Genomic DNA, 22,443 nt, shown 5'->3' with positions numbered 1-22,443 from the left:
ACGCGCACCGCCACCCCTTTCTGGTATTTCCCATGACTGTACAGGTTCACGATCCCATCGATCCCATCGATCCCATCGATCCCATCGATCCCATCGATCCCATCGATCCCATCGATCCCGCCGTCCGGCGCGAGATCGAGCAACGGCTCGACGCGGTCGAAGCGACGGGCGTACGCCTGTTGATGGCGGTCGAGTCCGGCTCGCGGGCATGGGGCTTTCCGTCGCCGGACAGCGATTATGACGTGCGCTTCGTCTATGTGCGGCCTCGCGACTGGTATCTGTCGCTGGTGCCCGGCCGCGACGTGATCGAGCATCCGATCGTCGACGAGATCGATCTCAACGGCTGGGACGTACGCAAGACGCTCGGCCTTCTGCTCAAATCCAATGCCGTGGTCAGCGAGTGGATGCAGTCGCCGATCCGCTATCGGCCCGACGATCGCTTCATCGGCCGGCTGGCGACGCTCGCGGACGCATTGCTCGATCCGCGCGCGCTGGCGCATCATTATGCCAATCTCGGGCGATCGCAGTCGAACCGCTGGCTCGATCGCTCCGGCGAGGTGCCGGTGAAGAAATATTTCTACGCGCTGCGGCCCGCGCTGGCGGTGCGGGCATTGCGGCTCGCGCCGACGGTGCGGCCGCCGATGAACCTGCAGGCTTTGGTGGCGGTGACCGATCTGCCGGCTTCGCTCGCCGATCGGATCGCCGAACTGGTCGAGGCGAAAAGCCGGACGAACGAAAGGTCGAACGGAACGCGCGTGCCCGAAATCGATCGGTTCATCGCCGAGGAACTGGCGCGGGTGACCGAATTGCAGGCGGCGCCGATGCGCGCCGATGCCGAAGCTCTGGCGAGCGAACTCTTTGTGGAACTGGTGAATTCATGATCATCATCGATGGATCGGAAGGCGAGGGCGGCGGGCAGGTGGTGCGCAATGCCTGCGCGCTGTCGCTGGTCACCGGAAAGCCCTTTCGGATCACCAATGTGCGCGGCAAGCGCGAAAAGCCGGGGCTGATGCGCCAGCACGTCACCGCGATCGAGGCGGCGTGCAGGATCGGCGGTGCAACCTGCGAAGGCGTGTCGGTCGGCTCGTCCGAAATCGCCTTCACGCCGGGACGCGTCGTGCCGGGCGACTATCATTTCGCGGTCGGGACCGCGGGCAGCACCGGACTGGTCTTTCAGACCGTGCTGATGCCGTTGCTGCTCGCCGGCGGCCCGTCGCGTCTCGTGCTCGAGGGCGGCACCCATAACATGCTGGCGCCGCCGTTCGATTTCATCGCGAAGGCATTCGTGCCGGTGCTCCGGCGCATGGGGGCCGGGATCGAGCTGCGGCTGGTGCGCCACGGCTTCTACCCGCGCGGCGGCGGGCGGATCGAAGTGGATGTGGTGCCGGGCAAGCTGGAGCCGATCGACTGCCTCGATCGCGGCGCGCTTCGGTCGGTTTCGGCGACGGCCTTGTTCGCCGGGCTGCCGTTCGACATCGCCGAGCGCGAACTGAAGACCGCACGGCAGCTCCTGCCCGATTGGCCGGAAGCGGCGTTTTCGGTGCGCCAGCTTCCCGAGGAACAGGGGCCGGGCAACGCGCTGTTGCTCGAGGCCGAGTTCGAGCACGCGACCGAGATCGTCACTGGCTTCGGCAGGCTGGGGCTTTCGGCGGAATCGCTGGCGAAAACCGCGGCCCAACGCATGGCCGGGTTCCTCGCTTCGGATGCGTTCGCCGGACCCTATCTGGCGGACCAGTTGCTGCTGCCCTTCGCACTCGCGGGAGGAGGTCGCTTCACCACGGTGAAACCGAGCCAGCACAGCCTGACCGCGGCCGACATCATCGGTCGCTTCCTCGGGCGCCGGCCGGTCTTCGTCCAGCAGTCCGGCGGTGAGCATGTGATGGAGCTGCGATAGGCGGCTAACGCAACCCTCACATCTGCGCATTCTCGGATGCGTTATTGATAGTGACTCGCAAAAACATCAACGCTATTGCGCCGCAGCGAATCAATAGAAAAGGGGTCGCTGCGTTGCGTATCGTGAATGTCTTGCTTGCCAGTGTCGCGGTGATCGGCGTGGCCTTTCCCGCTTGCGCAAAGGAAGATCCCGCAGCCGATCCTGATGTTACGGCGCAGCGCGCCGAGGAAATTCTCGTCGTCGGCAAGAGCTATGGCCAGGAAGTCGGCAAGACCGTCACGCCGCTCAAGGACGTTCCCAACACGATCACGGTGATCGATCGCGCGCAGATCGAGGCGCAGAACCTGTTGTCGCTCGAGGACGCGCTCACCGCCGCCAACGGCATCACCGTGACCGGGGTCGGCAGCGAAGACCCCTCGTTCATGTCGCGCGGCTTCGCGATCAACAATTATCTGGTCGACGGCGTCTCGACGCTCGCCTTCAACTTCCCCTCGGTCGTGCCCGACCTGTTCTTCTACGACCGGCTCGAAGTGCTGCGCGGCCCGGCCGGGCTGTTCAGCGGATCGGGCAATCCGGCGGGCAGCATCAATCTGGTGCGCAAGCGCCCGCTCGACGGCTTCAGGCTGCAGGCATCGGCGGGCTATGGCAGCTGGAACAATTTCCGCGGCGAACTCGACGTCTCGGCGCCGCTCGGCGGCGGGGTCGCCGTCCGCGCCGGCGCGATGGTGCAGGATCAGGACCAGTTCTTCGACACCGCGCACCGCTTCCGCCTCGCCGGCTTCGGCACGCTGTCGGTCGAGCTCGGTCCCGACACGACTTTCACCGTCGGCGGCAATTATGATCGTTACGAGCCCGCGATCCAGTCGGGCCTGCCCGGCTATGCCGGAACGACCAGCGGCGGAGAGGGGCGGCTGCTCGATGTCGACCGCTCGACTTATCTCGGCGCCGACTGGAATCGCTTCCGCTCGGACAGCTGGACCGCTTATGCCGATCTGACGCACCGGATCAGCGATCGTTGGACGCTGCGCGCCAGCGGCCTCTACAGCGATGTCGAGCGGATCGACGTCTACAGCTATATCGGCAGCCAGGCGATCACCACGCCGGCGAACCCGCCGGCCACCGGCGCACCCAATAACGGCCTGACCAATCACATCGCCTATCGCGGCGACAGCTTCGCCAAGACCACTGCATTCGACTTCAACGGCATCGGCAGCTTCCCATTGTTCGGCCGCGACCAGACGCTGATCCTCGGCGCCGATTATCAGGCGCAGGATTACGACAGCTATTATACCCGCCTGTCCAATTATGCGCGGATCAACGTGTTCGATCCGGTGTCGCCGACCGAGCCGCCGCTCAACCCCTATGGGCCGCTGCCTTATTACCCGGTGCAAGGAAGCGGGGCGACGTGCCCGGCGACCAGCACGCCGATCGTGCCTGCGCCCGTCAATTGCGTGCTCCAGGTCTATGGCGCGACCAATACGGTGGTCGAGCAATATGGCCTGTACGGTCAGCTCCGCCTGTCGCCGGTCGCGGGGCTGACGATCACCGGCGGTGGCCGCCTGGCCTGGTGGGAGAGCAGCAACCAGGTGCTGCTGCCGACCCGCGGCAACCGCACCCGGCAGGGGATCGAGGGCCGGTTCACCCCCTATGCCGGCATCGTCTGGGACGCGACCGACAACCTCAATTTCTATGCCAGCTATGCCGACAGCTTCTCGCCGCAGGCGGCGCCCAGCGGCCGTCGCAAGCCCGACGGCTCGGACGTGCTGCCGCTGGTCGGTGCGCAGTTCGAGGGCGGCACCAAATTGTCGCTGATGAACGACAGGCTTTTGCTCTCGCTCGCCGCCTATCAGATCGAGCAGACCAATCGCCTGTTCAACGACCCCGACGACGCCACCGTCTATCTGCAGGTCGGCAAGGTCCGCGCGCGCGGCATCGAAGCGGAGATCGGCGGCGAGATCCTGCCGGGCTGGCGCATCAACGGCGGCTACAGCTATACCAAGACCAAATATCTGGAGGACGCCAACACTGCGTTCGAGGGCATCCCGCTCACGCCGATCATCCCCGAGCATATGGTGAAGCTGTTCACCAACTATGCGCCGGTCGACGGCGCGCTGCGCGGGTTCAGCCTCGGCGGCGGCATCACCTGGTTCGACGCGACCTATGGCGGCAACCCGTCCTACATCAATCCGGTGAACGGCCAGCGCGTGATCTCGACGATCGTGCGCCAGGGCAGCTATGCCGTGGTCGATCTGCGCGCGGGCTATAAAGTGAGCGAGCGGATCGCGCTCTCGGTCAACGCCAACAACCTGCTCGACCGCACTTATTATTCGCGCATCTCGGCAACCGGGCGCGGCAATTATTACGGCACGCCGCGCAGCGTGTTCGGCACGATCCGGCTCACCTTCGAATGAGCGACGCCGGTCGCCTCTCCGGCAATCCCTGGGCAAAGCGCGGCGACCTGGTGCTGCGCGTGCTCGCCGCGATCCCTCTGGGCTATGGCGTGGCGAGCCTGTGGGCGATGGCGCTCGCGCGGGTGATCCCCGGCGCGCGCTCGGAGGCGACGATCATCGCGACCTTGGTGGCGTTCGTGATCTGCGCGGTGGCGGCGATGTGGGCGTTCGCCGCGCGCAGCGGCTGGCGGGCGGTGTGGACGCTGGCAGTGCTCGGCGCGGTCGCGGGGGCGATCGCATGGGCGTCGATCGGAGCGACGGGGCGGCTATGAACAAGGGTTTTCGCCAATCGCAGGCGTTCCTCCACACCTGGTCGGGGCTGCTGCTCGGCTGGCTGCTGTTCGCGATATTCGTCGCCGGGACGATGGCGTTCTGGCGTGAGGGGCTCAACCGCTGGATGCGGCCCGAGCTCGCCCGGGTCGAGGCGCCGATGCAGGTGCTGGCCGGGGCGCAGCGCTTCCTCGACAGGAAGGCGCCCGACGCGAAGAGCTGGCTGATCTCGATGCCGAGCGCACGCAGCCCCGGCGCGCAACTCTTCTGGCAGCCCGAGCCGAAGAAGGGCGAGCCGCCGCGGCGGCGCGGACGGCGCAACAACCAGGCGCTGATCGGCGCCGATGGCGAACCGGCCACGGCGCGCGAGACGCGCGGCGGCGAGTTCTTCTATCGCTTCCATTTCGACCTTTACTACATGCCGGTGCTCTGGGCGCGCTGGCTGGTCGGGCTCGCGACGATGATGATGCTGGTCGCGATCCTGAGCGGGATCGTCACCCACAAGAAGATCTTCAAGGACTTCTTCACGCTGCGCCGCGCCAGGGGGCAGCGCAGCTGGCTCGACGGGCACAACGCCACTGCGGTGCTCGCGCTGCCTTTCCATCTGATGATTACCTATACCGGGCTGGTCACGCTGATGGCGATGCTGATGCCGTGGGCGGTGGTCGCCAATTACAGCGACGATGCCAAGATGTTCGAGACCTTGTTTCCCGAAGCGCCCGAAGTCGAGCGATCGGGGCAACGCGTGCCGCTCGTCCCGTTGGCCAGCATCGTGCAGGATGCCGAGCGCCGGCTGGGTGCGCCGGTGGGCTTCATCGACGTGCGCATGCCAGGCGACGCGGCGGCGCGCGTGAAGATCAGCCGCGCACCCTCCTCGATGCTTTCCGCGCGCACGCCGAGCCTGACCTATGAAGGCGCGACCGGCAAATTGATCTGGCAGTCGCCAGCGCCGGGCGGTGCGGCGGAGACTGCGGGTGCAATGGTGGGGCTGCACGCCGGGCGCTTCGCCGATTATGGCCTGCGCTGGCTCTATTTCCTGTGCGGCGTCGCCGGCAGCGTGATGGTGGCGAGCGGGCTGGTGCTGTGGACGGTGAAAAGGCGCGAGAAATTGCCCGATCCCGCGAGACCCCATTTCGGCTTCCGCCTGGTCGAGCGGCTCAATGTCGCAGTGATCGCCGGCTTCCCGCTCGGGATCGCCGCGATGTTCTGGGCCAATCGGCTGCTCCCGGTGGCGATGAAGGGGCGCGGGGATTGGGAGGCCCATATCCTGTTCCTCGCCTGGCTGGCGGCCTTGCTCCTCGCGCTGGTCCGGCGGCCGCAAATCGCGTGGACGATCCTGCTCGGCACCACCGGAATCCTGTTGGCGGCGCTGCCCTTCTACAATCTCGTCGCCACCCCGCGGGGCATTGTCGCGACGATCGCGCAGGGGGACTGGCTGCTGGCGGGGACCGACGCCGCGATGTTCGTCTTCGGCATCGCGTTCGTCGCGACGGCGTCGCGGGTCGCACGGCATCGGCCGGTCCAACGCAAGCCGCGCGGCCGGACGTCGGCACCTTCGCCCGCCGTGCTGGAGCCCGCGGAATGAGCCTGCTTTCCTTGCTCTGCGCGGTCGCTGCCTTCCTGTCGTTCGGGCTCGCCACCGACGAACATCACCAGCGCCGCTTCGGCCGACGCCCCGATCCGGGATTGCGGCGGCAGATGCGGATCGCCGGGTGGCTGCTGGTCGCCGCGGCCTTTCCGTTTGCCGTGCTGGCGAGCGGCGCGGTGTTCGGCCCGATATTATGGGCCGGCGTGCTGATGCTGGGGGCCGGCATCGTGTTTCTGGCGCTCAACCTGTACGCGCCGCGAGGTCCCGACCGGCATTGCTGACAGCCGGCCCGCGCCGGCGGCGAAGGTTCCGCTGCCTCGTCGAGCACGGGCGGAGTCCGACCCGGCACCTGCTCGATGGACCTCGAGGTCGATCATCGACGATCACGGTCGACCGACCCCAGATTCGCTTCAAGCGTCGGTAACCAACGTGACTTTATGATGTCGCGCTTGATCACGTTGGTATGCGAGAATATTTCCGATCGGTGCTGGATGAGGCGCTCGCTGGATTGGCTGAAACCCACGGTCCCGGCTCTGCCGAACAGTTCGTCTCGAGAAAAATTCGCCCGCTTTGCCAAATCCACCCACTCATCGTTGGGTGCAATTTCGTTGAGCATGTGGCCAATTTTGCCGTTGAGCCTTTCAAGTTCCAGATTTTCGTCGATGATCGCGCCCGTCAGGATGAGCGTGTCAAATCTGGTCGGGGGGTCATCGAAGCCCAGAATATAGTTCATGGCGACATAGGTGCCGAAAGAATGCGCGATTACGGAGACGGAGCTGGTTTCGCACAACTGGCAGACGTCGATCAGATGATCGCGGAACAACGTGACTATCTGCCTGCGCTTTTTGACATCGAGGAATACCGTAGGCTGCTGGAAGCCATACAGAAACGGAGCGACGACCCAGCCGCTCAAGCTGCCCAGCAGAGAAACATCGGTATACCATTCGGCATGCGTAAGGATCCCATGGATCGGGATCAGGACTTTGCGAGGTTGAGGGGTGTGGACCGCGTGTCGATGCCCGTAGAAGTGCATTGCGAGCGCAAGCATCTCTGCGCTCGCCTCCGAAAACATCTCGAAAGAAGTCGCGCCGCTCAGCTCGATCTCGATGGTGCCGACATTCTCTCCGCTCTTCGAAGTCGAGAAAAGCTTCCGGAAGCTTGATACGATGTCGGGGTTGTCGGCGGACGCGAAATAGATGTCCACCGAGCCGCCACCCTGAATGAGGGTAGGGCGGACCGTCGGGATCATGTCCGCTTTCCCGAACAAAATGACGCAATCGATGTCATTTGGCCGGGGATTATTGGTGATGAACGAACCGCCGAAGAGTATCGCACTCGCATGCGCGGCGCGGGCATAGTCGATTAGTCCAAGAAGCAGGTCGGAAAAGTGTCGGCGCCCTTGGTAATCGGTGAATCGCGCTATAAAATCGGTGGCTTTGGCCTTGTAGTTGCCCGCTGGCAGGTATCCGTTCTCGGTGAAATCGGGGATCATGCCTGCCTCTGTTCAATAGTCGGTCGTCCTTTGTCGACTCTGCATAAACTACCGATGCGGTTCGCGCATGACTGGAGCGCCTTCGGGCGCGAGCCGATCGCGGCGCGACCCGTTCGGATACAGCCTCTGGGGGGCCGACCAGATCCGCCAGGCGCGGCAATCAGACGTCGAGATTGGCGACGCTCAGCGCATTCTCCTGGATGAATTCGCGGCGCGGCTCGACCACGTCGCCCATCAGCTGGGTGAAGATCGCGTCGGCGACGTCGGCCTGATCGACCTGCACCACCAGCATCGAGCGGTTGGTCGGATCGAGCGTGGTTTCCCAGAGCTGCTCGGCATTCATCTCGCCAAGGCCCTTGTAGCGCTGGATCGACAGGCCCTTGCGCCCCGCGGCGAGGATCGCATCGAGCAACTGGCTCGGGCGCGAGACCAGGGCCTCGCCCTTGGCGACGGTCACCGGCTCGTCGGCCTCCTCGCCTTCGAGCGCGGCCGCGGCCTCGATCTCGGTGGCGGGGACCGCCCTGGACGGCACCAGCTTGGAGGGCGTGAGATAGCTCGCCGCCTGCTCGCTCGCCAGCGCGTGGAGCTTGCGCGCCTCGGCCGAGACGAGGAACGCCGCCTCGACGATGTGGTGATCGGTCACGCCGCGCCACAGCCGCTCGAAATGATAGCCGCCATCGTCGGTCACGCGCGCCGACCAGCGCGCATCCATGTCGGCTGCGTCGAGCCGCGTGACGACGGTCTTGAGGCTCTCGCCACGCGCTTCGCGGGTCGCGGCGGGATCGAGCGCATTGCCGAGCGCCAGCGCCTCGATGATGTCGGACGAATAGCGCCGCGGTACGTAGCGCATCAGCGTGCGCATCCGCCGGGCATGTTCGACCAGGTCGCGCAGATCCTGGCCGCTGCGCGCGCCGCCCGCGGTTTCGAGCACGTTCCCGCCGACCCCGGCATCGACCAGATATTGGTCGAGCGCCGAATCGTCCTTGAGATAGACTTCGCTGCGGCCCTTGCTCGCTTTGTAGAGCGGCGGCTGGGCGATGTAGAGGTGCCCCGCCTCGATGATCTCGGGCATCTGGCGATAGAAGAAGGTCAGCAGCAAGGTGCGGATGTGCGCGCCGTCGACGTCGGCGTCGGTCATGATGACGATCTTGTGGTAGCGCAATTTCTCGAGGTTGAAGTCGTCCCGGCCGATGCCGGTGCCCATCGCCTGGATAAGCGTGCCGATCTCGCGACTGGAGAGCATGCGATCGAAGCGCGCGCGCTCGACGTTGAGGATCTTGCCGCGCAGGGGAAGGATCGCCTGGAAGTGGCGGTCGCGGCCCTGCTTGGCCGAGCCGCCGGCCGAGTCGCCCTCGACGAGGAACAGTTCGGACTTGGCGGGATCGCGTTCCTGGCAGTCGGCGAGCTTGCCGGGCAGCGAGGCGATGTCCATCACGCCCTTGCGGCGGGTGAGCTCGCGCGCCTTCTTGGCGGCTTCGCGCGCGGCGGCGGCGTCGATCACCTTCTGGATGATCATCCGGGCGTTCTGCGGGTTCTCCTCGAGATATTCGGCGAGCTTGTCGGCCATCAGGCTTTCGAGCGGCTGGCGAACCTCGGACGAGACGAGCTTGTCCTTGGTCTGCGAGCTGAACTTCGGATCGGGCAATTTGACCGAGACGATCGCAGTGAGCCCCTCGCGCATGTCGTCGCCGGTCAGGGTGACCTTCTCCTTCTTCAGCGCGCCCGACTTGTCGGCATAATTGTTGATCGTGCGGGTCAGCGCCGCGCGGAACGCCGCGAGATGGGTGCCGCCGTCACGCTGCGGGATGTTGTTGGTGAAGCAGAGGACGTTCTCGTAATAAGAGTCGTTCCACTCGAGCGCGACGTCGATCGTCACGTCGTCGCGCGTGCCGGCGATTGCCACCGGATCGGGCATCAGCGGAGTCTTGTTGCGATCGAGCCACTTGACGAACGCGGCGATGCCGCCTTCATAATAGAGCTCGACTTCCTTGACTTCCTCGTGCCGCGCGTCGCGCAGGAACAGCCGGACGCCCGAGTTGAGGAACGCCAGCTCGCGATAGCGATGCTCGAGCTTCTCGAAATCATATTCGATCTGGTTCTTGAAGGTGCCGCCGTCGCCGGGGGTCTTCTCGGTCGAAGCGAGGAAGGTGACGCGGGTGCCCTTCTTGCCCTCCGGGGCAGTGCCGATCACCTTGAGCGGGGCGGTGGCGTCACCATAAGCGAAGCGCATGTAATGCTCTTCGCCGTCGCGCCAGATGTTGAGATCGAGCCATTCGCTGAGCGCGTTGACCACCGAGACGCCGACGCCGTGGAGGCCGCCCGAGACCTTGTATGCGTTGTCGTCCGACGTGTTCTCGAACTTTCCGCCGGCGTGGAGCTGGGTCATGATGACCTCGGCGGCCGACACGCCCTCCTCGCTGTGGATCCCCGTCGGGATGCCGCGGCCATTATCCTCGACCGAGACCGATCCGTCGGCGTTCAGCTGGATGATGATCTTGTCGCAATGCCCGGCCAGCGCCTCGTCGATCGCATTGTCCGAAACCTCGAACACCATGTGATGGAGGCCCGAGCCGTCATCGGTGTCGCCGATATACATGCCGGGGCGTTTGCGCACCGCGTCGAGGCCCTTGAGGACCTTGATGCTGTCGGCGCCGTAGGCGTTCGCGTTGGGGAGATTTTCGGGAGTCTGGTCGTCGGTATTTGCCATGCCGAGCATATAGGGTCGGGGCGCGTGAAACGAAAGCGAAATGGGCGGCGCGGCGCGGGTTTCGCGCAGCCTGGCGGCGGGTTGCCTCGCGGCGTCACGCGAGACGTTCGGCGGCATCGAGCATCCCGCGGAGCCGGGCGATGCGCGGGCTCTCCGGCAGTTGCCAGCGCCGGAGCCACAATGCGGCCTCGCCGAGCGGGTCGGTGTCCAGCGCGCAGAGCCGGCGACGGCCTTCGCGCCGCCCCCCGACGAGCCCGGCGGATTCGAGCACGGCGAGGTGCTTGGCGGCGCCGGCATCGCTCATCGGGAAGCCGCGGATCAGCTCGGCGACCGGCTTCTCGCCCCCGGCGAGCCGCGCGAGCATCGCGCGGCGGGTGGGGTCGGCGAGCGCGTGGAAAACCGTATCGAGCCGATAGCCAACCATCAGGTTGGCGAAAGCGGCGAAACGCGCCGGATCCAACCTTTCGGTTGGGTTCGGAGATGGCGGATTTCCGCCGTTCGTGGCGGTTTCGGCAGGGGTGCGGCTTGACGCCTGCTTGACTCGTTCGCGTGTGTGCGAGTCAAGCGGAGGGCGGCGAAAGGGCCGCGCCGGACGGGAGGGTCGAGAGTCGCGCATTCCGGAACAAAAGCGGATCAAATCCTACATTGCCAGCGAATTCGGCGCGTGGAGGGGGCGTCTGCTAATGGTGGAAAGCCACCTGTCTGCTTCCGGGGACCGAGCGGCTATAGCTGCCGCTAAGCGCCCCAGAGTCGGTCGTTCTAGGCTCCTGAGCATATTCCCTAAAGCTGCCGTTTGTTCACGGTGCTGCGCGTCGCACCCACTAGTGGCATGCGGTTCTGCCATGACCGAAGAGAAGTGATTGAAAGCCAATACTTATACCGCAGCTTCCGCCCGACTTCGGCCTTGACGGCCGTTATGACTTATAGAAGAACTAGAATTCCGGCTCAGGTCAGGCGCGCAGCATCGGAAATGATGGGGGGAGTTAGTATCCAAATATTCATGACCGACGGATGCGGTCCGTCAAATCGCCTGCGCGGCATAAAGATTAAGACAGTGCGGGGGCGAGTGCGACGTGCGCCCGGCCGCGGCGCGACTGCCCGGTCATGAAGAACGTCGCGCCGAGGTGCGAGGCTATAAACATCAATTCCGCCGAAGCGCCAGAGATGGCGTTCTACCAGTTCCCATAGGCTCGAACATCGACCTGGCAGGAGAGAATCGTGAGTATTGAGTCGATTAAATTTTCGACCGCGCTCGCAACCGGCGCATGCCTGTTGATCGGAGCGCCGACGTGCCTCGCGCAATTCGGCGGGTCGAACGACAAGATGCCGGTTATGCCGGTGAGCCTGATCGACGAGGTCTCGGTCGATCTGACGAGCGGTGCGAGAACGGATAGTTACGTGACTCTGTCGATCGGCGATCCGGATAGCCCCAGCCTTACGCATACGGCGTCATACAAGCCCTACGGCACGGAGCTTGGCGGCGAAGTCAGGACGATATGCGTCCCAGGAGAATATGGCTCTTGTCAGTCGAGCTTCATGACTTTCAATCTCGGCAACAGAGTAGAATATGGTCAGACGAGCCCGCTCACTGACGGATCCATATTCAGTTACGATTCCAGTGCGCAACAATACCATGTTTACGACACGGACGGACGTGAATGGATATTTTCCAAATATCCCTATCTCGGAAATGGTCTGGACGCGCCGACGCATTATCTGACTGAAATCCGCGAATCAGATGGAAGGCGTTTGGTGTATAACTACTCGCCATTCGCTGCAAATATGACAACCACAATGAAGTCCGTTGTATCCATCACCTCAAGCGACGGATTTCAGCTCAATCAGGTCAACGACGGTGATGCAATACTGACGAACAGGCGATACATAAACTGCAGCAACGGTGCGAACACCTGCCCTGCGGCAGACGCGTCTTGGCCGGCGGTGACGTATGGTCCGATCGTCAACAATTCCAGACAGGTCACCGTCGCCGGAGGGCGCAACTTCACGTTGGCCAACGGGGTCCATTATGCCAGCGGCGAGTTCATTCGTTACACAGTCGAAAGCGCCGTCTGTTCCACATTCTTGAGCGGATACATCAATATATCAGGATCGCAGGGACAGACCCCCCAATATTGCGATCGGGTTAAAAAAGTCGAGACGCCACGAGGCGCGTGGAATTACACCTATACCGGCAACAGCCAGATCTCGGTTACAGATCCCGCCGGCGAGATATATACGTCCACTATCGGGTCTTCAACGGTGACCATCACCGACAAGCTATCGAGGCCGACGACGTATCAATATGGAGGATCGACGTTCCGCGCGGGGAATTTCTACAGATACGTCAACAAGAACGTCGGCGTAGTTACCTATCCCGAAGGCAACAAGCTGATATATGGGCGCGATTCCCGCTCGAACATCCGCTCGGTCCAGAAGGTGCCGAAACCCGGATCGGGGCTGCCGACCCTGACCTGGTCCGCAAGCTATCCGGACGCCTGTCTGCCGGCCAATTTCAGGGTCTGCAACAAGCCGGATTATATAATCGATGCAAACGGCGGACGCACCGACTTCACTTATGACGCGTCGCACGGCGGCATCCTTACCGAAGCGCTGCCCGCGGATTCGGCCGGGATACGTGCCGTGCGCCGATACGGATATCAACAGCTCTCCGCGACCTACATGGGGTCGGACGGCCAGATGATGGCCGGCAGTCCGATCTGGAAGCGGGTCTGGATGAAGGAGTGCCGTTCAGTCGCGGCTTGTGCCGGCACGGCCGAGGAAATCACCACAACCTATGATTATGACGAAAATCTGCTGCTCCGCAGCGTAGCCGTCAGTGCCGACGGCGCCGTCCGTCGAACCTGCTACGGATATGACGCGAGAGGCAACCGCATTCGCGAGACGAAGCCCGGGGCCGGTCTGGTCAGCTGCCCAAGCAACTAATTGCACGACATCCTGGCAAGGAGCGCACTGGTGAAACTGGTCAAGATGATTCTGATGCCGACGAGCGTGCTTGCGGCGCCGGTTGCCTCGGCGCAGCAAAATCCGTCCGATTATACCTATGCCACCCGCTACGATGCCGGGCGCCGTGTCGTAGGCACGATCGCGCCGGATCCCGATGGCGGGGGTGGGCTGCGCTATCAGGCGGTGCGCAACACGTTTGACGCTTCCGGTCGGCTGGTACGCGTGGAAAAGGGTGAGTTGGCAACGTGGCAGGGCGAGAGCGTGATGCCGGCCAACTGGACCGGCTTCAATGTCACCGGCCAGGTCGATACCGAATATGACTCGCTGAACCGCAAAACGGTCGAGCGCGTATCGGGCGGCGGTACCGTTTATGGTGTCGTTCAATATAGTTACGACACGCATGGCCTGCTCGAGTGCACGGCGGTGCGCATGAACTCCGCCGCGTTCGCCACACTCCCTGCCAGCGCCTGTACTCCCGGTGCCGAAGGGACCTATGGCCCGGATCGGATCACGCGTAGCCTCTACGATGCTGCAGGCCAGTTGCTGACCGTGCAGAAAGCCTATGGCACCTCGCTCCAACAGGATTATGCAACCTACACCTACTCGGCGAACGGAAAGCAGACGAGCGTCACCGACGCCAACGGGAACAAGGCGAGTTTCACCTATGACGGGCATGATCGGCGGGTCCGGTGGAACTTTCCCTCGCCGAGCACGGTCGGGACCGTTTCCTCGAACGACTATGAAGCCTATGGCTACGACGCGAACGGAAACCGGACGAGCCTGAGGAAACGCGATGGCCAGGTCATCGCCTACAGCTTCGACGCCCTCGATCGCATGACGCTGAAAGATCTGCCGACCGGCCAGGACGTCTATTACGGCTATGACCTGCGCGGATTGCAGACCTATGCGCGGTTCGGCTCGGCGTCAGGACAGGGGATAACCAATGCCTATGACGGGTTCGGCCAGCAGATCTCGAACACGAACGACATGGGCGGCGTCGCCCGCACCTTGACCTATCTTCACAACGCGGACGGCGCGCGGACGCGGCTCACCTATCCCGACGGCAACTTCATTGAATATTATCGAGATGGCATGGGGCGGGTCTATTACGCCGCGCTGAATGCCACGACGCCGCTTTTCTACCCGCCTTATGATGCGGCGGGCCGGGTCGACATTCTCTATCGATGGGTCAGCGGCGGCTGGAACAATTACTCGGACTTCGGGTATGACGGCGCTTCCCGGCTCAGCTCGATCGCGAACGTTCATCCCGGCACTTCCTATGGCGTCACCGCCACGCTTGCCTATAATCCTGCCAGCCAGATCGTGTCGCGCACGCGCGACAATGACGCTTACCGGTTCACCGATCAGTTGAATGCCAACCGCACCTATGGCGTGAACGGGCTAAACCAATATACGTCTGCCGGCCCCGCGACTTTCAGCTATGACGCCAATGGCAATCTGACCGGGGACGGCACCAGAAGCTACACCTATGACGCCGAGAACCGCCTGCTCACCACCTCGTCGGGAGTAACGCTGACCTACGATCCTCTCGGGCGCCTGTTCCAGACTGCGGGCAACGCCGGCACGACCCGGTTCCTTTACGACGGCGACGCGCTCGTGGCGGAATATGATGGCACGGGCACGCTGCTTAGGCGTTATGCCCACAGCGACGATGAAGATGATCCGCTGGTCTGGTACGAAGGTTCGGGGGTCTCCTCGCCCGGTTATCTTTACGCGGACCATCAAGGATCGGTGACCACCGTCACGGATGGAACCGGCAACGTGACTCACGTCAATGCCTATGACGAATACGGTATTCCCAACGCGACCAATGCAGGACGCTTCCAATATACCGGCCAGGCCTGGATCCCCGAGCTCGGCATGTATCATTACAAGGCGCGCGTATATTCCCCGACCCTGGGAAGGTTCTTGCAGACCGATCCGATCGGCTACGAGGATCAGATGAATCTCTATGCCTATGTCGGAAATGATCCCCTCAACAATCGCGACCCGTCCGGCGCTTATACGTGCCTTGCAAGCGCTAACTGCAAGCAATTCGAATCGGCGCGCCAGGCGCTGATCCGCGCGCGCGATTCCTTCTCGACGGATTCGACGCAATATAAGAGGATCGATCAGGCGCTAGCCGTGATCGGCGAGCCCGGGACCGGCACGCTGAAAATTGCCGGCGACAAGGTCCATCAGACAGGGGGCCGCTCGGTCGCTGCGAGTATCGGCAACGACACATTGACCGTCTACTCGGATGCAGTTGATCTGCACGCCAGCTTCGGCCTGACCGTCGACGAGTATCTGGGCGAGACGATCGCGCACGAAACCGACCCTGAGCACATGAAGCCGCCGACCACGGGAGCAGAACGGCTCGCAAACGAGCGGAGCGGATTCACGACCGGAGACGCTGCGCGTCAGGGCTTCAATCGTCTCGCAGGACGCAGGGAAAACCCGCTCACCCCTGAGCAGATCGAAAGCGCGGCCGAAGGTTCCGTCTCGGCTGCGTGCAGGGCCAATCCGAGGCATCCGTCATGCAGATAATCAAACTTCTTTCCGCTGCGCTGGCAGTGTCGCCTTCGGGCGGCTGCATGGCGCGACCGCAAGAGGCGACGCGGTTTACCTGCCTGGAGAAGAACGTGTCTCCTGAGGAAATCCGATCGGTTTCCCTCGATATCACTTCAACCCCGCATGGAGATATCGGCAAATTTCCGAGCTGTCCGAAAGTTGTCTTCTGGATCGAATATGATTCCAATATTTCCAAAGATGAATCCTACAAGCCGTATTTTGTAGAGCTCATCAAAAAGCAAAGAGCCATGAGCGGAGCGTTGACCGTCAGCGGAAAGGCCAAGATCAGCATCCGACCAAACGACGAGCGCTACGGAGGAACCGTCAGATTTTCTGAAATCGACCTGACAGCGCTGCCGCCGAGCAAGTGACGTTTCCGCCTGCGGCCTTGTGAAGAGCGGGCGGGGCGAGTGGGTGGCGTGTGGCAAAGGCCGTATCCCGGACTTGGCATGATGGTCGAATGTCCGAGGACGAGCTCTACGCTGTGCCTGACAGCACGAGCCTATGAACGAATGGCAGCTTTCGGCATCTTCCAGCCTGAGAGCTGCCGGTCCGCTTGCGGCCCAAAGCCGACCTAAACGGGCGGCGTAATCAACCTACATACCGATGAGCGCGACTGCAGGCGCCAGGGCATGCCACGGCGTTCCATCAAAGCCGGGAATAATTGTGGGACGAGATGTGGAGGTCAATTCGCCTTCATCGTCGAAAGTGGCGGAAATCTACCGATTTCCGCTTGACGATGGTGACCCCTATGAAAACCAAACGGCAGGAATGGGCCGTGAGCGGTCAGTCCGCTTCTGGGAGCGGGCTCGTACATAGCGGCCGCTCAACTGCTTTTGCGAACGATTTCGGAAGTAACCCATTCACTGTCAGCGCGCCCAAAAAGCGCGCCAGCGAGCTGGAAGAGAATGAACATCGGCACGTCGCGCGGAGCGATGCCGGAGAAGCTGTTAGTCAGGCTACGCGCGACAGTGATCGCGGGATTGGCGAAGCTGGTCGACGAGGTGAACCAATAGGCAGAAGTGATGTACAGCGCGACGGCGGAAGGCACCAGGGACGGGCGCTGTCGCTCGGTACCCAAGATGGTGAGGACAAGTCCAAACGTCGCGACAGTTTCACCGATCCATTGTCCCGGCCCGGCCCGCGAGTGAGTTGAGATCTGAAGTAATGGGGCGTCGAACATAAGGTGCGTCAGCCATGCGCCGGCGATGCCGCACAACAGCTGAATCAGCACATAGGGCGCGGCATCGCGCCAGATCAGCTCGCCGCGAAAGGCCATGACCAAAGAAACGGCAGGGTTGAGGTGCGCGCCGGAAATCGGACCCAGAATTGCGATCAGCACAAACAGAATGGCCCCGGTCGCCACGCTGTTGGCCAGGAGCGCGATGGCGAGGTTGCCGTCTGCCAGGCGCTCCGCCATGATCCCCGATCCGACCACCGCAGCGAAGAGCATCGCCGAGCCGATACCTTCGGCCAGCAGGCGGCGCCCGAGCGGCTCGGTCACTCGGCCGCCGCCGCCGGTTCGGAAAGGGCGGCAAGATGCTCGGCCCCCGCCGGAGAACGACCTTCTGTGCGGCGCTCCGAATAGCGATCGGTCAGATACGCGCTGCGGCCGCGCGTCAGCAGGGTGAACTTGACCAGTTCCTCCATCACATCGACCACGCGGTCGTACAGCGGCCCGGGCTTCATGCGGCCGTCGTCCTCGAACTCGGCATAGGCCTTGGGCACGCTCGACTGGTTGGGAATGGTGATCATCCGCATCCAGCGGCCGAGTAGGCGCAGCGTGTTGACCGCGTTGAACGATTGGCTCCCGCCGGAAACCTGCATTACCGCGAGCGTGCGACCTTGGGTGGGGCGGATTCCGCGGTCCTCGAGCGGCAGCCAGTCGATCTGCGCCTTGAGGATGGCGGTGATCGCGCCGTGCCGCTCGGGCGAGCACCAGACCTGTCCCTCGGACCAGAGCGACAGCGCGCGCAGCTCGGCCACCTTGGGATGGTCGCTCGCGACGCTGTCGGGAAGCGGAAGGCCGGCTGGATCGAACACGCGCGTCTCGCACCCGAAGGCCTGCAACAGCCGTTCCGCCTCCAGCGTCAGCAGCTTGCTGTAAGAGCGCTGGCGCAACGACCCGTAGAGCAGCAGGACACGGGGCGGATGGGACGCGGTGCTGGGTGCGTCGAGCATCTGCGTCAGCGCCTCGTCGAAAAACGTTGGATCGACGTTTGGCAGCGCGCTCATATGCCGACGCCCCCGCTCAGCGTGCGTTGCATATAGACGGTGTCGAGGAGCCGCCCGAACTTGCGACCGACGTCGCGCATCCGACCGGCATGGGCAAACCCCAGCTTGGCATGGAGCGCGACGGAGGCCGGTTCGCCTCCGCCGATCACCGCGATCATCTGCTCGAAGCCCGCCTGGCTGGCGCGGGCCAGCAACTCGCGCAGCAGCGCGGAACCGATCCCGCCGCCGAGCGCATCGGGTGCCACATAGATGCTGTTCTCGCAGGTCGCCGCATAGGCGGGGCGGTCGCGGAATTGCGTGGCATAGGCATAGCCCGTGACGACGCCACCGCGCTCGCTCACGAGCATCGGCCACCCCCGGGCGGATATGTCGAGGATCTTTGCCCTCCAGGTATCGACCGACGGGGCCTCGGTATCAAAGGTTGCGGTGCCATGGAGTACATGGTGCGCGTAGATCGCGGCGATTCGGGGCGCGTTGTCCGAGCGTGCGTCGCGGACGATCATGCGCGCACGACCTCGCCGTCTTCCTTGACGAAGTCGGCGGGCAGTGGACCCGGCAGAATCTCGAGTACCAGCTCGGACGGGCGGCACAGGCGGGTGCCGAGCCGAGTCTCCACCAGAGGACGATTGATCAGGATCGGGTGCGCGAGCATCGCGTCGAGCAGCGCCGCGTCGCTCAGGCTCGCATCGTCGAGCCCCAGCTCGCCATAGGGCGTACCCTTCTGCCGCAACAGCGCGCGCGTCGTCAGCCCAGCCGCGGCGATCAGCCCTTCGAGCCTGGCGCGCGACGGAGGGGTCTCTAGATACGCGATAACGGCCGGCTCCACGCCAGTCGCCCGGATCATCGCCAGCGTGTTCCGCGAGGTGCCGCACGCGGGGTTGTGCCAGATGGTGACCTCGCTCACGCCGCATCCTCCCGAGCTATGGTCGCGCAGGCAACGCGCGGGCCGCACGATGCGCCACCGCAGCAATTCTCGGTCAGGAAATCGATCAGGCCGGTCATCGCGACATAGTTGGCCCGGTAGATCTGTGAGCGTCCCTGGCGCCGCTGCTCGATCAGCTTGGCGCGCGCCAGGTGGGTCAAATGGAAGGACAGCGAGCTCGGGGGCAGGTCAAGCCGTTTGGCGATAGCGCCAGCCGAGAGCCCGGGCTCACCGGCCTGGATGAGCAAGCGATAGGCAGCGAGCCGGTGTTCTTGGGCCAGGGCGGCCAGGGATTCGACAGCATTGGATGGAGTCAACATTCTTCGAGAATTATCGAAGAGTGCCCCGGCTGTCCACATACTTCGAGAGTAATCGAAGAATTACGAATGTGTCCCGAACCTGGATCGACGGCTTCCGCAGCGCGCACACCCTATGGTAGCCAACCCTGTGATCCACATCGCCGCTGCTCCCTCGTATCATTATGTCGGAGACCTCGCGGCGTGGTTCGCCGCATTCCTCGGAGCGCGATGGGTGTATCGGCGCCGTCGCGCCAGCGTCGAAGGCCTGGGACGGCAGACGGCGCCCGGCTATTTCGTAAGCCTTGCCCTGGGCGCCGCGCTCGGGGCCTGGCTGCTGGGATCACTCAACACACTCAGAGACACGCATCCGGCCCTCTCGCACTCGATCGCCGGCGCGCTTGCCGGTGCGATCGTCGCTGTCGAGCTTTGGAAATGGGCGCGCGGCGTGCGCGGTTCGACCGGCGGGCCATTCGTCATCCCGCTAGCGCTCGGGATCATCGTCGGACGCCTGGGATGCCTGTTCGCCGGCCTCGCCGACCAGACTCATGGGATCCCGACGTCGCTGGCCTGGAGCGTGGATCTCGGCGACGGGATCGGCCGACACCCCGTCCAGGCATATGAATCGCTGGCGATGGCAGCATTCCTCGGGGTCTATTGGCACGCACTTTTGCGGGAGCGCGCATGGGCGACGCAATATGGCTTCCATGCTTTCGTGCTGTTCTACGCCGTCCAGCGATTTGCCTGGGAATTTCTCAAGCCCTATCCAACACTCATCGGCCCGTTCAACGTCTTCCACTTCGTGATGATCGGACTCAGCGTCTATGCATTCCTCTGGATCACTCGCGGACGCGCCCGTCCTGCCTTCGCCTGACCGCAAGGCGGCGCCCTACATCTTCCATGGGCAGACCACGAGCCTGTGCGAGACCTGCCTGGAGACGGTGCCCGCCAAGGTCATCATCGAAGACGAGCGGGTCTACTATCTCAAGCGCTGCCGCGTGCACGGAGTTCAGAAAACGCTGATCAGCGACGACCTTGCATATTGGCGCTCGCAGAAGGACTGGCTCAAGCCGGGGGACCGCCCGCTTCACACCCAGACACGGACGGAGGCCGGCTGCCCGTTCGATTGCGGCCTCTGCCCTGATCACGAGCAGCATAGTTGTCTCGCGATCGTCGAGATCAATTCCGCATGCAATCTGGCCTGTCCCGTCTGCTTCGCCGATGCCGAGGATATGCATGGTGGCCATTTGCCGCTCGAGGTCGTCGAAGGCATGCTCGATGCGCTCGTGGAGAGCGAGGGCGAGCCGGATCTAGTCCAGCTCTCTGGAGGCGAGCCCACGCTGCATCCGCAATTCTTTGAGATACTCGATGCGGTGAAGCGTCGCCCGATCCGTCACGTCATGATCAACACCAACGGCGTCCGGATCGCGCAGGACGCAACGTTCGTCGATCGATTGGCCAGCTACGCGCCGCGGCTCGAAGTCTATCTTCAGTTCGACAGCCTGGACGACGAGGCGCTGGTCAATCTGCGCGGTGCCCGCCTGTCGCGGATCCGCCGCGCGGCGCTGGAGGCGCTGGAGCGCGTGGGCCTGTCGACCACGCTGGTGGCGGTCGTGAAACGGGGCGTCAATGACTGCGAGATCGCTGCCATCGTAAATCACGCGCTCGAATGGTCGTGCGTGCGCGGCGTGACCTTCCAGCCGGTGCAGGATGCCGGACGCAATGATGGTTTCGATGCCAAATCCAATCGCATGCTGCTCAGCCAGATCCGCCGGGAGGTCGTGAAGGCCGGCGTGTTCGATGCGGAGGACATGATCCCGTTGCCTTGCAATCCCGACCAGATTTGTATCGGCTACGGCTTGCGCGATGGGCGCACGGTGACGCCGATCACTTCGCTGCTGCCGCGCGAGTTGATCCTGCAAGGGCCGAACACAATCAGCTACGAGGCCTATCCCGCGCTACGCCAGGCGATCCTCGATCTTCTCAGCCTCGCCACGACGCAGTGCAACACCGAGGAGAAGCTCGCTGGGGTCCTGTGCTGCCTGCCTCAGGCGCTGGTCCCGGAGGATCTGAATTACGCCAACAGCTTCCGCGTGGTGATCCTCCAGTTCCTCGATCGATATAATTTCGACCTGGCGACAGTGAAGCGCAGCTGCGTGCACTTCACCACGCCCGACGGCCGGATCATTCCCTTCGATACGTACAATACCTTCTACCGGCCGGGCGCGGAGGGCGCGGCAGTGCTGGCACGCGCGAGGGCGATCCGATGAGCCAGCTTTTCGGCGGCCTGCTGCTGGGTGTGGGCATCCTGATCATGACCTGCAGCGGGCTATGCTCGCTGGCCGTGGTCGCGATGGGCGCCGGGATGGTGTTCGAGGAACCATCCGTTTTGCTCCTGCCGCTCTTGGTTGGTGGCATTCCATTCGCAATCGGGTTTGGCATGTTCCGCTGGGGAAAGTGGCTCCTTCGACAAGCACACAATCGCGAGCCTTGAGTCGCCAGGAGGTTGGGTGGATGGCAGCTTTCGGGAATATGCCCAGGAGCCTCGAACGACTGCAAGTGGGGCGCGAAGCAGACGCTCGACTCGACGCCATCGTCTCAACGGATGGCGTATCGCCCCACGAAATCTCGCTCCAGGTGTGGGGAAAAATGTGGGGACCGTAGAAGCGGTTTCAGAAAATATCGCTTTATAGCAATATGATAGTACCAGTTATGGGCTCCCTCCCGCGCTGCCGAACGTCCCTATCTTCGACCCGCAACTGCGTCACGGCAACGGGTGACCGGACGTCGCCGCTCTTCCACCCCCTGCGCTGTTATACCAATTGTCGATGGCTTGGACGGGCTGTCGCCTTCCGCAGCGATTGCTCGCTGGCGGTAGTCGCCCCGGCGCGAATTGCTGTCCGTTGCCGGGGCGACGACCGGCCTTGGGCCGATTTCGATGAACAGAGTCGATACGGCCCGAAAAGACCTGGTCGAATCTTGAAGACCGTGTACTTCACGGGCGTCTCCAATGAGACGCCGGGGCGCTCGGTGCTCTCGTCCAGTTCTTGCGTC

The 22,443-nt window shown here is 63.4% G+C and carries 20 protein-coding genes; 12 read left to right on the top strand and 8 right to left on the bottom strand.

Annotated elements, in window-relative coordinates; all coding sequences use genetic code 11:
- Positions 1-32 precede the first annotated feature (32 nt).
- From Q9Q95_RS10635 to Q9Q95_RS10610, 6 genes are all read left to right on the top strand, one after another.
- On the top strand, positions 33-881 hold the full coding sequence (locus Q9Q95_RS10635; protein WP_306096771.1) for a nucleotidyltransferase domain-containing protein: 849 nt from the start codon (positions 33-35) through the stop codon (positions 879-881).
- Entirely contained in the window at positions 878-1,894 is a 1,017-nt protein-coding gene (gene rtcA / locus Q9Q95_RS10630) for an RNA 3'-terminal phosphate cyclase (protein ID WP_306096769.1), read from the top strand. Before Q9Q95_RS10635 ends, rtcA begins: the two co-directional genes overlap by 4 nt.
- Positions 1,895-2,016: 122 nt before the next feature.
- Positions 2,017-4,305 carry a TonB-dependent siderophore receptor gene (locus Q9Q95_RS10625; protein ID WP_306096952.1) on the top strand — a complete coding sequence of 763 codons (2,289 nt, stop codon included), beginning with the start codon at positions 2,017-2,019 and terminating at the stop codon, positions 4,303-4,305.
- Positions 4,302-4,616: a hypothetical protein gene (locus tag Q9Q95_RS10620; RefSeq protein WP_306096768.1), complete on the top strand. Its 315-nt coding sequence runs from the start codon at positions 4,302-4,304 to the stop codon at positions 4,614-4,616. The genes Q9Q95_RS10625 and Q9Q95_RS10620 overlap by 4 nt, the downstream gene beginning before the upstream one ends.
- Entirely contained in the window at positions 4,613-6,199 is a 1,587-nt protein-coding gene (locus tag Q9Q95_RS10615) for a PepSY domain-containing protein (RefSeq protein WP_306096767.1), read from the top strand. Before Q9Q95_RS10620 ends, Q9Q95_RS10615 begins: the two co-directional genes overlap by 4 nt.
- On the top strand, positions 6,196-6,483 hold the full coding sequence (locus tag Q9Q95_RS10610; RefSeq protein ID WP_306096766.1) for a DUF3325 domain-containing protein: 288 nt from the start codon (positions 6,196-6,198) through the stop codon (positions 6,481-6,483). The genes Q9Q95_RS10615 and Q9Q95_RS10610 overlap by 4 nt, the downstream gene beginning before the upstream one ends.
- A 92-nt stretch (positions 6,484-6,575) precedes the next feature.
- On the opposite strand, the gene Q9Q95_RS10605 is transcribed toward Q9Q95_RS10610, so the two are convergent.
- From Q9Q95_RS10605 to Q9Q95_RS10595, 3 genes are all read right to left on the bottom strand, one after another.
- Positions 6,576-7,694 (bottom strand): alpha/beta fold hydrolase, encoded by a 1,119-nt coding sequence (locus Q9Q95_RS10605; protein ID WP_306096765.1) that lies wholly within the window; start codon positions 7,692-7,694, stop codon positions 6,576-6,578.
- 160 nt (positions 7,695-7,854) lie between these two features.
- A complete protein-coding gene (gyrB, locus tag Q9Q95_RS10600; RefSeq protein WP_306096950.1) occupies positions 7,855-10,410 on the bottom strand; it encodes a DNA topoisomerase (ATP-hydrolyzing) subunit B in 2,556 nt (851 codons plus the stop codon).
- 85 nt (positions 10,411-10,495) lie between these two features.
- Positions 10,496-10,861: a helix-turn-helix transcriptional regulator gene (locus Q9Q95_RS10595; RefSeq protein ID WP_306096763.1), complete on the bottom strand. Its 366-nt coding sequence runs from the start codon at positions 10,859-10,861 to the stop codon at positions 10,496-10,498.
- 758 nt (positions 10,862-11,619) lie between these two features.
- On the opposite strand from Q9Q95_RS10595, the gene Q9Q95_RS10590 reads away from it, so the two are divergent.
- The 3 genes from Q9Q95_RS10590 to Q9Q95_RS10580 are packed head-to-tail and all read left to right on the top strand — an operon-like array spanning position 11,620 to position 16,307.
- A complete protein-coding gene (locus tag Q9Q95_RS10590; RefSeq protein ID WP_306096762.1) occupies positions 11,620-13,344 on the top strand; it encodes a hypothetical protein in 1,725 nt (574 codons plus the stop codon).
- A gap of 30 nt (positions 13,345-13,374) precedes the next feature.
- A complete protein-coding gene (locus tag Q9Q95_RS10585; protein WP_306096761.1) occupies positions 13,375-15,912 on the top strand; it encodes an RHS repeat-associated core domain-containing protein in 2,538 nt (845 codons plus the stop codon).
- Entirely contained in the window at positions 15,903-16,307 is a 405-nt protein-coding gene (locus tag Q9Q95_RS10580; protein ID WP_306096759.1) for a hypothetical protein, read from the top strand. Before Q9Q95_RS10585 ends, Q9Q95_RS10580 begins: the two co-directional genes overlap by 10 nt.
- 455 nt (positions 16,308-16,762) lie before the next feature.
- On the opposite strand, the gene Q9Q95_RS10575 is transcribed toward Q9Q95_RS10580, so the two are convergent.
- The 5 genes from Q9Q95_RS10575 to Q9Q95_RS10555 are packed head-to-tail and all read right to left on the bottom strand — an operon-like array spanning position 16,763 to position 19,413.
- Complete coding sequence (locus Q9Q95_RS10575; RefSeq protein WP_371876738.1) at positions 16,763-17,440, bottom strand: aquaporin; 678 nt, start codon at positions 17,438-17,440, stop codon at positions 16,763-16,765.
- The gene (gene arsH, locus Q9Q95_RS10570; protein WP_306096757.1) at positions 17,437-18,171 is read right to left on the bottom strand and encodes an arsenical resistance protein ArsH; all 735 of its coding nucleotides are present in this window, start codon (positions 18,169-18,171) and stop codon (positions 17,437-17,439) included. The genes Q9Q95_RS10575 and arsH overlap by 4 nt, the downstream gene beginning before the upstream one ends.
- Positions 18,168-18,674 (bottom strand): GNAT family N-acetyltransferase, encoded by a 507-nt coding sequence (locus Q9Q95_RS10565; protein ID WP_306096755.1) that lies wholly within the window; start codon positions 18,672-18,674, stop codon positions 18,168-18,170. Before Q9Q95_RS10565 ends, arsH begins: the two co-directional genes overlap by 4 nt.
- Positions 18,671-19,075 (bottom strand): arsenate reductase (glutaredoxin), encoded by a 405-nt coding sequence (arsC, locus tag Q9Q95_RS10560; RefSeq protein ID WP_306096753.1) that lies wholly within the window; start codon positions 19,073-19,075, stop codon positions 18,671-18,673. Before arsC ends, Q9Q95_RS10565 begins: the two co-directional genes overlap by 4 nt.
- Positions 19,072-19,413 carry an ArsR/SmtB family transcription factor gene (locus tag Q9Q95_RS10555; RefSeq protein WP_371876737.1) on the bottom strand — a complete coding sequence of 114 codons (342 nt, stop codon included), beginning with the start codon at positions 19,411-19,413 and terminating at the stop codon, positions 19,072-19,074. Before Q9Q95_RS10555 ends, arsC begins: the two co-directional genes overlap by 4 nt.
- Positions 19,414-19,540: 127 nt before the next feature.
- Between Q9Q95_RS10555 and Q9Q95_RS10550 the strand changes: the two genes are divergently transcribed.
- From Q9Q95_RS10550 to Q9Q95_RS10540, 3 genes are all read left to right on the top strand, one after another.
- Complete coding sequence (locus Q9Q95_RS10550; RefSeq protein WP_306096751.1) at positions 19,541-20,263, top strand: prolipoprotein diacylglyceryl transferase family protein; 723 nt, start codon at positions 19,541-19,543, stop codon at positions 20,261-20,263.
- Between the two features lie 67 nt (positions 20,264-20,330).
- Positions 20,331-21,659 (top strand): radical SAM protein, encoded by a 1,329-nt coding sequence (locus tag Q9Q95_RS10545; protein WP_306096749.1) that lies wholly within the window; start codon positions 20,331-20,333, stop codon positions 21,657-21,659.
- The gene (locus Q9Q95_RS10540) at positions 21,656-21,883 is read left to right on the top strand and encodes a hypothetical protein (RefSeq protein WP_306096746.1); all 228 of its coding nucleotides are present in this window, start codon (positions 21,656-21,658) and stop codon (positions 21,881-21,883) included. Before Q9Q95_RS10545 ends, Q9Q95_RS10540 begins: the two co-directional genes overlap by 4 nt.
- Positions 21,884-22,443 lie beyond the last annotated feature (560 nt).

It is taken from the genome of Sphingomonas sp. DG1-23, from assembly GCF_030730875.1.
Classification (GTDB): Bacteria; Pseudomonadota; Alphaproteobacteria; order Sphingomonadales; family Sphingomonadaceae; genus Sphingomonas.
The sequence above is the reverse complement of the archived record's forward strand: the minus strand, read 5'-3'. Positions and strand labels throughout refer to the sequence as shown.

Coding starts and splice junctions, on each gene's coding strand:
- Q9Q95_RS10615 (WP_306096767.1), top strand. CDS start 4,613: ATGAACAAGGGTTTTCGCCAATCGCAGGCGTTCCTCCACACCTGGTCG.
- Q9Q95_RS10620 (WP_306096768.1), top strand. CDS start 4,302: ATGAGCGACGCCGGTCGCCTCTCCGGCAATCCCTGGGCAAAGCGCGGC.
- Q9Q95_RS10610 (WP_306096766.1), top strand. CDS start 6,196: ATGAGCCTGCTTTCCTTGCTCTGCGCGGTCGCTGCCTTCCTGTCGTTC.
- Q9Q95_RS10580 (WP_306096759.1), top strand. CDS start 15,903: ATGCAGATAATCAAACTTCTTTCCGCTGCGCTGGCAGTGTCGCCTTCG.
- rtcA (WP_306096769.1), top strand. CDS start 878: ATGATCATCATCGATGGATCGGAAGGCGAGGGCGGCGGGCAGGTGGTG.
- Q9Q95_RS10605 (WP_306096765.1), bottom strand. CDS start 7,694: ATGATCCCCGATTTCACCGAGAACGGATACCTGCCAGCGGGCAACTAC.
- arsH (WP_306096757.1), bottom strand. CDS start 18,171: ATGAGCGCGCTGCCAAACGTCGATCCAACGTTTTTCGACGAGGCGCTG.
- gyrB (WP_306096950.1), bottom strand. CDS start 10,410: ATGCTCGGCATGGCAAATACCGACGACCAGACTCCCGAAAATCTCCCC.
- Q9Q95_RS10635 (WP_306096771.1), top strand. CDS start 33: ATGACTGTACAGGTTCACGATCCCATCGATCCCATCGATCCCATCGAT.
- Q9Q95_RS10555 (WP_371876737.1), bottom strand. CDS start 19,413: ATGTTGACTCCATCCAATGCTGTCGAATCCCTGGCCGCCCTGGCCCAA.
- Q9Q95_RS10540 (WP_306096746.1), top strand. CDS start 21,656: ATGAGCCAGCTTTTCGGCGGCCTGCTGCTGGGTGTGGGCATCCTGATC.
- Q9Q95_RS10565 (WP_306096755.1), bottom strand. CDS start 18,674: ATGATCGTCCGCGACGCACGCTCGGACAACGCGCCCCGAATCGCCGCG.